This is a genomic window from Streptomyces sp. NPDC006265 (assembly GCF_040613555.1).
GTDB lineage: Bacteria > Actinomycetota > Actinomycetes > Streptomycetales > Streptomycetaceae > Streptomyces.
Genome location: NZ_JBEXSH010000163.1, coordinates 1 through 13,015, shown reverse-complemented (window position 1 = coordinate 13,015; position 13,015 = coordinate 1). Strand labels below are relative to the sequence as shown.

Sequence of the window (13,015 nt, the reverse complement as noted above, 5' to 3'; positions counted from 1 at the left end):
GTGCACACAGGTCAAAGGCCCCCTGGGATCATCCCTGGGGGCCTTTGTCGTCAACGGCTGACATCAACGCGGCCAGAGACGCCGATCACTCCTCGGTGGCCTGCTCCTGCTCCTGCTCGCTGCTGGATTCCTCATCCGACTCGTCCAGCCCAAGCGCGTCGTCCAGGACGGCAGGGCCACGCGACGGGCAGAGCGCTGAGTCTTCGGCTCGACGATCAGCAGTTCACCTCCGACCCGCTGTAGGGCCTGCCGGACGGTAAGGACGCCTTCATGGAGATCCACGTCCGACCAGCGCAGCCCCAGCAGCTCACAGCGCCGCAGGCCGATGCGAACCGCCAGCTCGTACGCGGCCCACAGTCGGTTGTCTCGGGACGCCGCGAGAAGCTGACGTCCCTCCTTGACCGTGAGCGGTTCTATCTCGCGCTTCGTTCCCATGCTCAGCTCCACGTTCCGGGCCACATTGCCGGGCAGCTCGTCTTCACGCACTGCGTGCTGTAGGGCGGCCCGCGGGATCACCAGCAGGAAGAGCACGGTCCGGTCCGAGGGGAACCCGGAATGCTGTCCAGGTTGAGGGGTGGTCCGGTCTCTTGTTGTTGGTCTTGGTTATGCGAGCGCCGCCGGGCGAACGAGGCTCTAGAGGCAGCTCAGGGCCTTACCCACCTCGTAGATGGTCGGCCGGTCTTCGGGAGCATGGCTGAGCATGGCTTCGACCAACTCGCCCAGCTCACCGGGCGCCTTGACGGGGCGGCGTCTGCCGTTGGCCACGGCCTCTCTCTGGACGGGGCGCGGAGCGTCGTCCGGATAGTCGACAGCCCGCCAACCAGTGGCCGAGATCAGCAGGGAGGCGCCGAGGGCGTAGACGTCGGCTTCCGGCGTGGGCTCGGCTTCACCCGTGGCGAGCACGCTGCGCGCGATCTCCGGTGCTTCGTAGTGGACGAGGCAGCCGCGGAACGGGAAGTCGTACCCCTCGGGGACGTGTCCGCCTCGGGCTAGAGCCAGGTCGATCAGATGCGTCCGTTCCGGCCCGACGATGAAGTGGGCGGGCTGCACGTCGCCGTGGGCCCAACCCTTGGCGTGCAGTTCGGCCAGGGCCTCGACACAACCCAGCGCCACGCCGGCGTGCGGTGCGACGGACGCGCCGTTGCCACGGCAGGGCTCCCACAGCCGGTACAGGTCCGGCCCTTCATGCCACGGCTGGAAGTTCCACGTTCCGCCCTCCCACTCTCCGTACGCGAAGTCGTCGAAGCCGAGGCGATGCAGTACGGCACCCTCACGTGCGGGCGCGAGGGCGGTCCAGGGCTGGGCAGGCCAGTCGGCCGTAGCCTCGATCGGATAGCCGGCCTTGACGGCGTAGTGACCTCGATGGCTCTGCACCTCCCAGACCATGGAGCCCCGGCGGTTCAGGACCAGGCGCTGAGACGTGGGCATGAGGGCGTCGAGCACCACGATCGGCAGTTCAGAGGGTGAGCCGGACAACGTCTGTTCTCCTTCCGGGCGAACGCGGCCGACCACGCGTCGAGGCCGGCCGCGCCGCTGCTGTCTTGTGCTACGCCTGGCCGTACGGGCGGCCGCAGTCGGAGTCGCACTGGGCAAGGTTCGTGCCGTTCACGGTCCACAGGTCATCGAAGACCATGAACCCGGCCGTCTTCATGGCGCGTGCCGAAGCGGCGACCTGCTTCGGTCGCGGGCCCCGCCACCGGGCTTCGGGTTGTGGTGCAGGAAGCGGCCCGCGTGCCGGTCGCACAGCTCGGCGTACTCCTTCGTGTGCAGGATGAGCGCGTGCAGGCCCAGGTCCACGTCGTCCGACGGGACCATGGGGACGATGGCGGTGGCTGCGGTGACCACGAAGGCCACCGCCTGGTCCGCGATCCGCTCGGCACGCTCAGGTGACTGCCCGTTGTGGACGACCACGAAGTGGGCGAGGCTCTGGAACAGCTCCTCGCCAGCCACCGCGCGGCCGGTCCTCTGGTCGTTCGCCGTTGCCGTCATGCGAGTACTCCCTTCTTGGATAGTGGAGCGTGGCACTTACGGAATTGGGAGGCCGCCCCGAACGGGGGTGGGGGAACCGGGGAGTGAGCACCCGTCCGGGGCGGCCGGTCTATTGGCCGACAGCGAGAGCCATGCCGATCACCAGGCCGCACGACCCGCTGATCATGATGATGAAGAGGACTCCCGCGTATCGGCCGATGGCGCGCGTCACAGCCCGTCCCTGCTGTTGCCGTTCCTGATGGTCAGGCGTGCGCTCAATTTCTCCCGCGCACTCGGCTGCACCACCATGTCCGGCATGGCGTCCCACTCCCGGCCGCCGCCGATAGGCCGTATCTGCACTCGGCCGCCGAGCTCACCCATGACGATGCCGATACGTCCCTTGGCGGTGTCCTTCGCCAGTTCACCGATGCCTGGTCTGGTCTGCTGGTTGCTCGCCATGCACACGAGCATCGCGATCGGAGGGCCGCCGCCAAAAGGTCAGGCTGATTACCCAACTTGGGTAACATCGCGGGAAGTAGAGAACCAGCGACGTTGCGTAGCCCTCGCAGTGTGGGAGCTTGCCGATGCCCGACCCGGACCGGCCGCAGGAACTGCCGGCCAGGCTGCTCACCGATCCCGAGATGATCGATGCGTGTCGGGTCCGGGACTTCGCCAGAGTCTTCCGGCCGGTGAAGGTCAGGGCAGGGATCTACCCGTCGATGATCGCCCGGCGTTGTGATCTGACGCCGAGCCGCGTGGGCGAAGTCATGGCGGGCCGACGCCACTTGCAGCACATGGATGTCATCGAGCGAATCTCAGACGGCTTGCGTATCCCAGGAGACATGCTCGGGCTTGCCCGCCGACAGTGGGAGACGCCGCAGGCCCTCGTGGTCGATGAGCGCGAAGCGCCCCAGATGTCGGAGCCGGAGCAGCAGGCCCCCGCGTCGCTGCCAGGTCCCGATGTGGACAGCATCTTGGCGCTGGCCACGCGAACCAGTCTGAACAAGGCCACGCTTGAAGCTTTCCGCTCTTCGATCGAGGACTACTGGCGACGGGACGATCAGCACGGTGGCGAAGCACTGCGGCCCGCCATCGTCGGCCAGCTCCGTTATGTCGTCGGACTCTTGCAGGAGAGCCGACCGCCGTCGATCCAGAACGGCCTGTACGGCATCGCGGCCGAGCTGGCCCGCCTAACCGGCTGGACCTACTTCGACGCCCGCCAGTACAACCAGGCCCGCGCGTACTTCACCGAGGCCCTGCAACCGGCGAAGGAGATCGACGACCGGCAGTTCATGGTCAACGTCGTCGCCTGCATGAGCTTGCAGGCGACCTACCAGGACAAGCCCGCGGACTCGTTGGCACTCGTGACCGCCGCCCAGGACCAGGCTCGGTCAGCACTACAACGACGTCAGCTGGCAACTGCCGCCGCCGGAGCTGGGTTTCGGCTCCGGTCAGTCCTGTCGGCGTCGGCTGGGCCGGTGGCACGAGGCCGGTGTCTTCGAGGCGCTGCACCGCCTCCTGCTCGCTGAACTGCACGGGGCCTTCGAGGCGCCGGGCGGCGGGTGACACACCGTGATCTCAAGGCCGGTCTCGGCAGCGAGGTCGGGCGGCTGGGTCTTCCAGCCGCGAGTGCGGTAGCCGTTGGAGCCCCCGCCGTCAGCGGTGATCAGCAGCCGACGGGCGCGGCGGTAGATCGTGCTGGCCACGGGCCGGCCACCAGCGCCGGATCGCCCCCCCCACCCCGCGCCGCCCCACACCGAAACAGAACGCACACACCGCCCACCGGGCAGTGCACAAGTGAACCGACGCGCCTACGGTGGGAAACAGACCCCATCCGTCCCGAGGAGCGCGCGATGGCCGAACCCACGGCGGCCGCAGACCGTGGCGGGCTGGCGGAAGGCCGCGCGGCGTACCGCCGCCGGGACTGGCCCCAGGCCTACGACCGGCTGTCCGCCGCCGACGCGCGAGCGCCGCTCCCGGCTGAGGACACGGAGCACCTGGCCACGGCCGCGTACCTGGTCGGGCACGAGGAACCGGCCTACGCCGCCTGGGAGCGGGCCTGGCTCGCCTTCCGCGCCGAGGGCGCGACCGGCCGCGCCGTACGGTGCGCCTTCTGGCTCGGCCTGACCTTGGCTTTGCTCGGCGAGCACTCGCGCGCGGGCGGCTGGTTCAGCCGCGCGGGACGCCTGCTGGAGGAGTCCGGCGCGGACTGCGTGGAACGTGGCTATCTCCTGGTGCCCCGCGGGGTGCAGGCACTCGGGACCGGGGACTTCGACCGTGCCCGCACCACGTGCGCCGACGTCGAGAGGATCGCCGCGCGGTTCGGCGACCCCGACCTCACCGCGTTCGGCACGCTCGGCCAGGGCCAGGCGCTGATCGGCGCCGGGGACGTGGTGCGCGGTACGGCGCTCCTGGACGAGGCGATGGTCGGCGTGACGGCCGGAGAGGTCTCCCCGGTCACCGCGGGCATCGTCTACTGCGCGGTGATCCTCACCAGCCGGGACGCGTTCGACGTGCGGCGCGCCACGGAGTGGACGGCCACGCTCAGCCGCTGGTGCGACGGACAACCAGGCCTCAAGCCCTACCGCGGCCAGTGTCTGGTGCACCGTTCGGAGGTCATGCAGCTGCGCGGTGCGTGGTCCGACGCGCTGGCCGAGGCACGTGAGGCCTGTGCCCACATGGCAGACCGCGACTCCGACCCCGCGCTGGGCATGGCCCAGTACCAGCGGGGCGAACTGCTCCGGCTGCGCGGTGAATTCGCGCACGCCGAGGAGGCCTACCGGCAGGCCGAACGATGGGGCTGCCCGCCGCAGCCCGGCCTGGCGCTGCTGCGGCTCGCCCAGGGCCGTACCGCCGATGCCGACGCGGCGGTGCGCAGGGTCGCGGCGCAGACCGAGGGCGACCGGGTGCGGCGCGTCCGGATCCTCGCCGCCTACGTCGAGATTCGGCTGGCCACCGGCGACACGAGCGGCGCCCGGGAGGCCGCCGACGAGCTCGGAAAGGCGGCGGACGACCTCGGATCGGCGTATCTGCGTGCGGTCGCCGCGGGCGCGGACGGCACGCTCCTGCTCGCGGAACGTGACGCGTCCGGCGCCTGGCAGGCCCTGAACGCCGCCCGAGCGCTGTGGCAGGAGCTGCGGGTCCCGTACGAGGCGGCGCGGGTCGGCGTCTCGATGGCCGAGGCGTGCGCGCTGCTCGGCGACCACGACACGGCCGGGCTGGAGCTGGACGCCGCCCGCACGGTCTTCGAAGAGCTCGGCGCCGCTCCTGACCTGGCCCGCGTGCGAGCGCGGTCCGAGCGGGCGGCACGGCCCCCGCTGCCCGGCGGGCTGACCTCCCGCGAGGCGCAGGTGCTGCGGCTCGTCGCCGGGGGCGCCAGCAACCGGGAGATCGCCGCCACGCTCGTGATCAGCGAGAAGACCGTGGCCCGCCATCTGAGCAACATGTTCACGAAACTGGGCGTCTCCAGTAGGGCCGCGGCCACCGCGTACGCCTACGAGCACGACCTCACACGCTGAGCCTGCACAGCTGGGCTGCGCCTCCAGATGGGCTCCGCCTCCGCGCATGGGTGGTTCGACCCACGCCGCGCACCTGCCCGGATCTGCGTGATTCGCCCGATGCGGCACGCGCGCCGCCGGACGGAGACTCCTCGTAGAACGAAGGGGTCAGTGGAGGAGGCAGCGATGAGCACAGCCACCGCACAGGACGCCAGACGGCATCTGCTCGCGGACATCCCCCTCATCGAGCACCGGCGCGACCTCGCCGGTGTGTCGACCACCGTCCTGGAGGGCGGCAGCGGACCGCCCGTCGTGCTCCTGCACGGCATCGGCCAGACCTGCTTCTCCTGGGTCCGGGTGATCCCGAAGCTGGTCGACGGCTACTCGCTGGTCGTTCCGGACCTGCCGGGGCACGGCGCGTCCGAGATCGAGGACGGCCGCCCACCCACCGCCGACCGGGCCGTCGAGTGGCTGACGGCGCTCGTCGACGACACCTGTGCCGCTCCACCCGTCCTGGTGGGGCACAACATCGGCGGCGCGGCCGCGGCCCGGTTCGCGGCCGAACACTCCGAGCGCCTCGCGGGACTCGTGCTCGCCGACGCCTTCGGCCTGGGCCCGTTCCGGCCGGAGCCGCGGTTCGCCCTCACCGTGGCCGCCTTCCAGATGCACGCGACGGAACGCAGCCGGGACCGCATGCTGAACCGGTGCATGGTCGACTTCGACGGGGTCCAGCGTGACATGGGCGAGTGCTGGGACCGGATCGCCGACTACGCGCTGGACAGGGCCCGCGCGCCCGGCCCGAAGGCTGCGGGCCGTGCCCTGATGAAACACCTCGGCATGCCGTCCATCCCAGACGCCGATCTCGACCGCATCGACGTTCCCACGACACTGATCTGGGGTCGGCGGGACCCCGAGACGCGGCTGCGGTTCGCCGAGCGCGCCGCCGAACGGCACGGCTGGCCGCTGCACATCCTGGAGGACTGCGGCGCCGACTCCAACCTCGAACACCCGGACGCCTTCGTGGCCGCGCTGCGCACCGCGCTCCCGGCCCCGGCACTAGGCAAGCACGGGACGGACGGTGCACGCACGGACAGAGACAGCACGAGAGGAAAGGAGCACGGTCATGACCGCCCCCACCCAACACCCAGCGCCCACCCAGGCCCAGATCCGCGCCGCATGGGAGGCCCTCGCCCCCGCGTTCGACCGCCACATCACGCCGCGCTCGCTCCTGTTCGCCGACGAGATCCTGTCCTCCGTACGGGTCGGACCCGGCACCCGGCTGCTGGACGTGGCCGCCGGGAGCGGTGCTCTCGCTCTCCCGGCGGCGCGGCGGGGAGCACAGGTAGTCGCTGTGGACATCGCGCCGACGATGGTGGACCGCCTGGTCCAGCGAGCCCACGACGAGGGCCTGACAGAGACCGAGATCCGCGCGCTCGTCATGGACGGCGAGCGCCTGGAGCTGGACGACGACACGTTCGACGTGTCCGTGTCCCTCAACGGCGTGTCCCTGTTTCCCGGCCTGCACAGCGGGCTGACGGAGATGGCACGCGCCACCCGGACCGGCGGCACGGTGCTGGTGGCCGCGTTCGCCCTGCCGCAACACGTGGAGTTCATCGGCTGGACGATCGGCGCGCTGAAGGCGGCCGTGCCGGGCTTCGTACCGCTGCCGGCCGACCCGCCCCCGCTGCCGTTCCGGCTTGCTGACCCGGACCGGTTCACGGCGGAGCTGCGGGACGCGGGACTGCGGGACGTCGCCGTGCGGCAGGCGACGGTGGACATGTCCTTCGCGTCCGCCGCCGAGCTCCTGGACACGCTCCGCGGCAGCAACCCGATCGGCGCCGCGTGGCTCGCCGACCTCACCGAGTCGCAGGCCGTCGAGGTCAGGCAGATCCTCGACGGCATGCTCCGCGAACGCTCCGGCGGCGGCCCGGGAGCCGTCCTGCACGCGCAGCTGAACATCGGCACGGGCGTGGTCCCGTAGTCGGATGCGGTCCTCGGCCCGTGCCCGCAGGCGGTGGCGGAGTTCGAGCCCGGCGATGGGTTGGCCGGTGGTGTGGGTGGCGAAGCACGTGCCTCCGCATGCCGTCGGCGTCCGCAATCCTCAACTGGGCACCGGGGCAGGGTCGTTCCTTCCTTACGATCAGCCGAATGTCCTTCGGCCGGCCGTCGAGCGTGCCGCCGGTGAGTTCGGTTCCCCAGGCCCCGTCGCGGATGTCTCCGTGGGGCTCGACGGCCGGCGTCCATGCAACGAGCGGCACCTTGAGTACGGCCTGGTGGATTGCGTCGGTGACGGTCATGCCGACCGAATGCGACAGCCACCGCCCGCGTTTCGCAAGCCAGGCCACGAACGCGCGCGTCGACGATCTGTTTGTAGTCCGCCGGAAACGTCCTGCCGAGTTCCTCCTCCAGGCTGAGCCAGGCCGCGGGGTCGGCGTAGCGATCCTCTCCTGGGCCGAGCATGGCGAAGAGGGCCTGTAGGTAGTCAGCCATGACGGTCATGCCTCTTGAAGATGCTCGCCGGGAATCGTTCGTGCCGGCGTCGAGCACTCCTTCTGGCGACGGTTGGCCGGGGCCCTCGTTGTCATGGCCTGGATTTGGTGCCGCAGCTGGTGCCAGACAGGTTGTGGGAGCTCTTTTTCGAGTGATGCCCGAGGCGCCAGTGCGTCCGCAGGGCGGTGGACGTCCGAGGGATGACGATCGCGGAGTCCTGGCCGCGATTCTGTTCGTTGGCACATCTGGTTGGTTGCACATGGCGGCAGCTCCCACCCATGTTCGGGGCGTCATGGCAGACCGCCCATCGCCGCTTCACGCACTGGACCGAAGCCCGCGTTTGGACCAAGCTGCACCGCCTGGTCCTCGACGAGCTGGGAGGCCGTGGAGAGCTGGGCTGCTCTCGGTGTGCGATCGACTCGGTGAGCCTGCGGGCAGTAAACGGGTGGCCGCTGACGGGACCGAATCCGACCGACCGCGGCAAAATGAGGTCGAAGATTCATCTCATCGCGGCAAAGACTCAGTGCGGCGAACCGGATGCTGTGACGTTGGTGCAGATGCCGACTGGATTGATTCGGCGGTTGATATTCGTACATAATTCGGGCCGTCATCGAAATGCGTGAAGCAGGCGTGCCCGTGGTCTGGAATCTCGCAGACGTAAGGGCGCGGCTTCGTGTCACCCGATCCTCGGCTCTGCGAGCTTGAACTGGACAAGAAACGGGGGGCAAATGCTGCTTACCTTCCCCGTGATCGTACTGACAGAGGGATCGACCGCTGCTCATCCAGCACGACACCCTGCCCGATGCTACGGATCAGAAGGTTGCAGGTTCGAATCCTGTCGAGTGCACACAGGTGAGAGGCCCCGGAGAGATCCGGGGCCTCTTGCGTTCGAGGGTGTACAGCAGCGAAGTACTGCTGCCGCTGAGGACTGGTCCGGGTGGTTCAGCCGCCGGCCTCGGCTCTCGGCGATACGGAGAGCGTCTCTCAGGGGCTCTGGCCTTTGCCTGGACTGCATGCGCTTGTGCATGTTCGAGCGGTCGGCACGCTCAACGCCCGCTGCCGATGAGTCGAAGTCCCGGTGGAAACTCAGGCCTCGATGATGCCCAGTTGCCGCAGCAGACCGAGGTCGTCGGTGTTCCACCAGCTTTCCGCGATTCTGCCTTCCTCACAGCGGAACGTCGCCTGACCGGTGGTCGAGAAATCCCGGCCCGTGGCTTCGATCCCCAGGAACTCACCCGTGTGACGGCCCTTGAAGGAGAACCGCGCGCTCACCTGGTCACCTTCCGCGATCAGGGACTCGACCGTCACCACCGGCCCGAGCGCCGCGTGGAGCTGCCGGTTCCCGGCCTTGGACTCCTCCAGCCCGATGACGCCCGTCGGCAGGATCGGGTCGTGCTCCTGGTAGTCGGGCGTACAGAGCGTGTCCTGCGCGTCGAAGTTCCTCTTGTTGGCCACTTCCTCGAAGAAGTTGCGGACCACGATCTTGTTCAACTGCTCGTCCCGGAGGACGTCGAGGTCCGTGAAGGTGGGCTCCTGGTCGCAGGCCGCCACCAGCTCCTGGAAGATCCGGTCGGTCTCCGGAAGTCGCGAGTTCTCCATCGCCTCGTCGTACGAGGGGAACTCCACGATCTCCACGACGTGCGTGGAGTCGGTGCGGTCCCGGCCGACGATCGAATGGGTGGCTGTCCGTTTGCCCTGCGTCGCTTCGACCCAGCTGTCCATCAGTCTGTTCAACTCATCGATCCTGCTGGTCTTGCAGTCGATGACCTGGACGAATGTCATGACGCCTCCCGCACAGTCGGAGCGTTGCCAACTTCTTCAGAATATGCTGGATTTGTACCTCTTGTCCCGATGAGTGATCGCTTCCCGTGCGCCGGACCCCGACGGCAGACGGCGCCCCCCCGGACGGAGCGAAAGGGAGACATGATGCCGCTCTATCTGACGACGTTCAGCTACACCCCGGAGGCATGGGCGAGGCTGATCAGCCACCCCGAGGACCGCGCCCAAGCCGCTCAGGCGTACATCGAGTCCGTCGGCGGGAAGCTCCACGGATTCTGGTACGCCTTCGGCGCGCACGATGGCTACAGCCTGTGGGAGGCCCCGGACAACGTGTCCATGGCCGCGGTCGCGCTGGCGATCAGCGGGGGTGGCGCGATCAGCTCGTTCGAGACGACGGTTCTCCTGACCGTCGGTGAAACGATGGAGGCCATGCGGGCAGCCGGGCAGGTTCACTACAGGGCCCCTGGCGCGTAGCGGTCCGGATCATTGCGGCATCCGCGTTCGGTCGTCAGGCTGCGGTGCAGCAGAGAAGCGGGCCTCGGAGCGCCCCGGGCCTTCGGTGTCGTCGGTGGCGTGCTGCTTCCCGGAAGGGGACGCTGGGTGTGGGGGCAATGTGATGGAGAGGTACTCCATGGCTCGGACCGGCCCAGACCACAAAGCGCGCACACCGTTCCTTTCCCGCCCCGGTGTCCGTCGCGCCGTACCGTTCGTTCTGATTACCGCGGTCGCTCTGATCTTCATCTTTGAGAACCGTTCGAGTGTGGAGATCCGCCTTCTCGTGCCGCTCGTGACGATGCCGTTGTGGGGCGCCCTCTTGATCGCCTGGGGACTCGGCATGCTCGCCTGCGTCTTCACCGTGCGTCGACGGTCGAACCGGCACTCACAACGACCCAGGTAGGAGCAAAGGGCCCGGCAGGCGAGTTGCTCGGCCCGGGGGCCCGGCCCGGGTTCAGTCCGTGCGGCAGTGCTCCTTCAGGTAGTTCGCCGCCAGTGTGCTCGCGCGGGTGAACCAGTCGTGCAGGACCGCGATCTCGTCCGGGGAGTAGTCCGCGAAGAGGTGGGTGAGGCGCGCGTAGTACGGCTCGTAGACCTCGCGGACGCGGGCGACCGCCTCGGGCTGGGCCGCCACGCGGATGCGGCGCCGGTCCGCGGGGTCGGGGTGGCGGGCGATGTAGCCGGCGCGCTCCAGGCGGTTGAGGATGCCGGTGACCGCGCCGGTGGTGACATGGACGCGGGCCGCCAGATCGCCTGCCGTGGGGAGGTTCTCGCCGGCCTCGATGACGTAGGCGAAGCAGGTGAGGTCGGTCACGCTCAGGCCCACCTGTTGGGCGATCTCGTGCTGTCCGACCAGGTGCGTCGCGATGAGCTGGTCCATCGCCGACAGCGCCTGCTCCGGGGTGGCGGCCGGCCGCGGCTTCGCTTGCATTCCCAGGTCCCTTAGTTCGTGAGATGTTTGGGCTGTAAAAGTCTTAGCAGGTGAGGGGTTCGGGCGAGTGGGAGCCCTCGGGTGCGGGGGAGTGACACGTGAGTGCACATCAGTATGACCACGGGCATACGGTCGCGGGCTGGGTCGGATGCGGCATCGCCACCGTCGGGGCCGGGGTGGCGGGGCTGGGGGTCTGCACCGTCTCCGGTGTGTTGATCGCGGGCGGGGCGGCGATCGGACTCGTGAGTCTGCTCGTCACCTGGGCCCTGCATCTCGCCGGGTGGGGCAAGGGGCCGGGCCTGCGGCCGCGGGGGGAGTGGGGGTGGCGGGTGCGGGACTCGGCGGCGCCGGGCGGGCACGCGGAGTGCCTGGCGTGCCGGCTGGCCGGGCGGGGGCGCGGCGCGTCTGCGGTGGTGCCGGTCGGGCCGGCTCAGCGCGAGAGCGAGCCGGGGACCGTCGCCGCGGCCGGGGCCGACTCCGTGCGCTGAGGCTGCTCCCCACCGGCCGTTCCCCACCGGCCGCCCTCCCGCTGTCAGTGGTGCCCCCTACGCTCGGCAGAGATGGCACAGGCATGGAAGTGCTCGGGGCTGCGGTGGTCGGCGGATGGTCCCGTGCTGGTGTGGGACGGCGGGCGGCGCAGCGCGCTGACCTGGGGGAAGCGTGTGGCCTTCGGGGTCGCGGAAGGGGGCGCGCGCATCTGCGTGGGGGCTCGGGGGCACGCGTGCCCGGTGGGTGCGGCCGTTCCGGGGCGGAGTACGGGGGCGCGGTGCGAGGAGTGTGCGCGGCTGGACCGGGCGCACTCCGTGGCGGCGGACACCATCGCCGACGATCCCCGGCCGTACCACGTCTATCTCGCGTGGTTCGGACCCGGCATGGTCAAGGTCGGGATCACCGCCGAGGAGCGGGGCTCCGCCCGGCTGCTCGAGCAGGGCGCCGTCTGCTTCAGCTGGCTCGGCGTGGGGCCGCTCATGGCCGCGCGGCGTACGGAGGAGCTGCTCAGGGCCGCCCTGCGGGTGCCCGACCGGATTCCGTACGCCGAGAAGCGGGCGGTGCGGGCCGGGCTGCCGGAGACCGCCGCCGACCGGGCCCGAGAGGTCGCCGAGCTGCATGAACGGGCGGTCGCGCTTCCCGCGTGGCCGGAGTCGCTCGTCCGGGAGCCGCTGCGGGTCGTCGATCACGTCGCGGTGTTCGGGCTGGCGCACGTGCCCGTCGCCCTCGGCGGCGTGAGCGAGCTCGTGCCCGGGGGCGCGGTCGGCGGGGAGCTGGTCGCGGCCGCCGGGCCCGATCTGCACCTGGCCACCGGCGGCGGGGTCGTCGTGCTCGACACGCGGCTGATGACCGGATGGGGGCTGGTTCCCGCCACGGGAGACGAACTGACCGTGCCCGTCAGGCAGTTCAAGGAGGCGGCAGGCGTGCAGGACGGCTTGTTCTGATCCGCGCGGGCTTCCCAGGAGTTCCCTGAGAAGCGCCTGTGTGTTTCTCAGGGAAATCACAGGTTGTCGAAAGGGCGCTCTCAGAGGTCCCCGACATCGTGTTCACATGACCACGACCTCGCCCCAGGGGCGCACCGAACTGCTCAGGCCGGACGGGAGCCCCGTCCGCGTGCTTGTGGTGGACGACGAGCTGTCGATCACCGAGCTGCTGTCCATGGCCCTGCGCTACGAGGGATGGCAGATCCGGAGTGCCGGTGACGGCACGGGCGCGGTCCAGGCAGCCCGCGACTTCCGGCCCGACGCGGTCGTCCTCGACATGATGCTGCCGGACATGGACGGGCTGGCCGTGCTCGGGCGGCTGCGCCGGGAACTGCCGGACGTGCCGGTGCTGTTCCTCACCGCCAAGGACGCCGTCGAGGACC

Annotated in this window: 14 protein-coding genes and 7 pseudogenes; 13 read left to right on the top strand and 8 right to left on the bottom strand. The window is 69.8% G+C overall.

The features are described from left to right. Positions 1-63: 63 nt before the first annotated feature. Positions 64-357 (bottom strand): hypothetical protein, encoded by a 294-nt coding sequence (locus ABZ281_RS16055; RefSeq protein WP_356655927.1) that lies wholly within the window; start codon positions 355-357, stop codon positions 64-66. Between ABZ281_RS16055 and ABZ281_RS16050 the strand changes: the two genes are divergently transcribed. Next, positions 271-498, top strand: a complete 228-nt coding sequence (locus ABZ281_RS16050; protein ID WP_356655929.1) for a hypothetical protein — start codon at positions 271-273, stop codon at positions 496-498. The genes ABZ281_RS16055 and ABZ281_RS16050 overlap by 87 nt on opposite strands. 135 nt (positions 499-633) lie before the next feature. Here the strand turns inward: ABZ281_RS16050 and ABZ281_RS16045 are convergent, their stop codons facing one another. The 3 genes and pseudogenes from ABZ281_RS16045 to ABZ281_RS16035 form a co-directional block, all read right to left on the bottom strand. Continuing rightward, positions 634-1,476, bottom strand: coding sequence for a protein kinase (locus tag ABZ281_RS16045; RefSeq protein WP_356655923.1), 843 nt, complete (start codon positions 1,474-1,476; stop codon positions 634-636). Between the two features lie 70 nt (positions 1,477-1,546). Continuing rightward, positions 1,547-1,989: pseudogene (locus ABZ281_RS16040) on the bottom strand (hypothetical protein). Positions 1,990-2,196: 207 nt separating this feature from the next. Further along, a complete protein-coding gene (locus ABZ281_RS16035) occupies positions 2,197-2,439 on the bottom strand; it encodes a hypothetical protein (protein ID WP_356655921.1) in 243 nt (80 codons plus the stop codon). 113 nt (positions 2,440-2,552) lie between these two features. Between ABZ281_RS16035 and ABZ281_RS16030 the strand changes: the two are divergent. Both ABZ281_RS16030 and ABZ281_RS16025 read left to right on the top strand, forming a co-directional pair. Next, positions 2,553-3,368 (top strand): annotated as a pseudogene (locus tag ABZ281_RS16030) (helix-turn-helix transcriptional regulator); the annotation flags it as partial. 34 nt (positions 3,369-3,402) lie between these two features. After that, positions 3,403-3,501: pseudogene (locus tag ABZ281_RS16025) on the top strand (IS5/IS1182 family transposase); the annotation flags it as partial. An 8-nt stretch (positions 3,502-3,509) separates the two neighbouring features. On the opposite strand, the pseudogene ABZ281_RS16020 reads toward ABZ281_RS16025, so the two are convergent. After that, positions 3,510-3,699, bottom strand: a pseudogene (locus tag ABZ281_RS16020) (ISAzo13 family transposase); the annotation flags it as partial. 122 nt (positions 3,700-3,821) lie between these two features. Here ABZ281_RS16020 and ABZ281_RS16015 point away from each other — a divergent pair. The 3 genes and pseudogenes from ABZ281_RS16015 (at position 3,822) to ABZ281_RS16005 (ending at position 7,446) form a co-directional block, all read left to right on the top strand. After that, on the top strand, positions 3,822-5,486 hold the full coding sequence (locus tag ABZ281_RS16015; RefSeq protein ID WP_356655919.1) for a LuxR C-terminal-related transcriptional regulator: 1,665 nt from the start codon (positions 3,822-3,824) through the stop codon (positions 5,484-5,486). A gap of 27 nt (positions 5,487-5,513) precedes the next feature. Next, a pseudogene (locus ABZ281_RS16010) lies at positions 5,514-6,434 on the top strand (alpha/beta hydrolase); the annotation flags it as partial. 154 nt (positions 6,435-6,588) lie between these two features. Further along, positions 6,589-7,446 (top strand): methyltransferase domain-containing protein, encoded by an 858-nt coding sequence (locus tag ABZ281_RS16005; RefSeq protein ID WP_356655917.1) that lies wholly within the window; start codon positions 6,589-6,591, stop codon positions 7,444-7,446. Here the strand turns inward: ABZ281_RS16005 and ABZ281_RS16000 are convergent. Then, a pseudogene (locus tag ABZ281_RS16000) lies at positions 7,447-7,708 on the bottom strand (IS1380 family transposase); the annotation flags it as partial. It lies immediately after the preceding gene. Between ABZ281_RS16000 and ABZ281_RS15995 the strand changes: the two are divergent. Continuing rightward, positions 7,614-7,943, top strand: coding sequence for a hypothetical protein (locus ABZ281_RS15995; RefSeq protein WP_356655915.1), 330 nt, complete (start codon positions 7,614-7,616; stop codon positions 7,941-7,943). The pseudogene ABZ281_RS16000 and the gene ABZ281_RS15995 overlap by 95 nt on opposite strands. Before the next feature lie 110 nt (positions 7,944-8,053). Further along, positions 8,054-8,464: pseudogene (locus ABZ281_RS15990) on the top strand (transposase); the annotation flags it as partial. Between the two features lie 577 nt (positions 8,465-9,041). Here the strand turns inward: ABZ281_RS15990 and ABZ281_RS15985 are convergent. Further along, complete coding sequence (locus ABZ281_RS15985; RefSeq protein WP_356655913.1) at positions 9,042-9,737, bottom strand: ester cyclase; 696 nt, start codon at positions 9,735-9,737, stop codon at positions 9,042-9,044. Positions 9,738-9,881: 144 nt separating this feature from the next. Between ABZ281_RS15985 and ABZ281_RS15980 the strand changes: the two genes are divergently transcribed. Then, positions 9,882-10,208: a GYD domain-containing protein gene (locus ABZ281_RS15980; protein WP_356655925.1), complete on the top strand. Its 327-nt coding sequence runs from the start codon at positions 9,882-9,884 to the stop codon at positions 10,206-10,208. Between the two features lie 157 nt (positions 10,209-10,365). After that, entirely contained in the window at positions 10,366-10,632 is a 267-nt protein-coding gene (locus ABZ281_RS15975) for a hypothetical protein (protein ID WP_356655911.1), read from the top strand. Between the two features lie 51 nt (positions 10,633-10,683). Here the strand turns inward: ABZ281_RS15975 and ABZ281_RS15970 are convergent, their stop codons facing one another. After that, positions 10,684-11,160: a MarR family transcriptional regulator gene (locus tag ABZ281_RS15970; protein ID WP_356655909.1), complete on the bottom strand. Its 477-nt coding sequence runs from the start codon at positions 11,158-11,160 to the stop codon at positions 10,684-10,686. A gap of 98 nt (positions 11,161-11,258) precedes the next feature. Between ABZ281_RS15970 and ABZ281_RS15965 the strand changes: the two genes are divergently transcribed. The 3 genes from ABZ281_RS15965 to ABZ281_RS15955 form a co-directional block, all read left to right on the top strand. Beyond that, entirely contained in the window at positions 11,259-11,648 is a 390-nt protein-coding gene (locus ABZ281_RS15965) for an HGxxPAAW family protein (RefSeq protein ID WP_356655907.1), read from the top strand. 72 nt (positions 11,649-11,720) lie between these two features. After that, complete coding sequence (locus tag ABZ281_RS15960) at positions 11,721-12,593, top strand: DUF2797 domain-containing protein (RefSeq protein ID WP_356655905.1); 873 nt, start codon at positions 11,721-11,723, stop codon at positions 12,591-12,593. A gap of 106 nt (positions 12,594-12,699) precedes the next feature. Next, positions 12,700-13,015 (top strand): response regulator (locus ABZ281_RS15955; protein WP_356655903.1); only part of this gene is annotated, 316 nt, incomplete at its 3' end.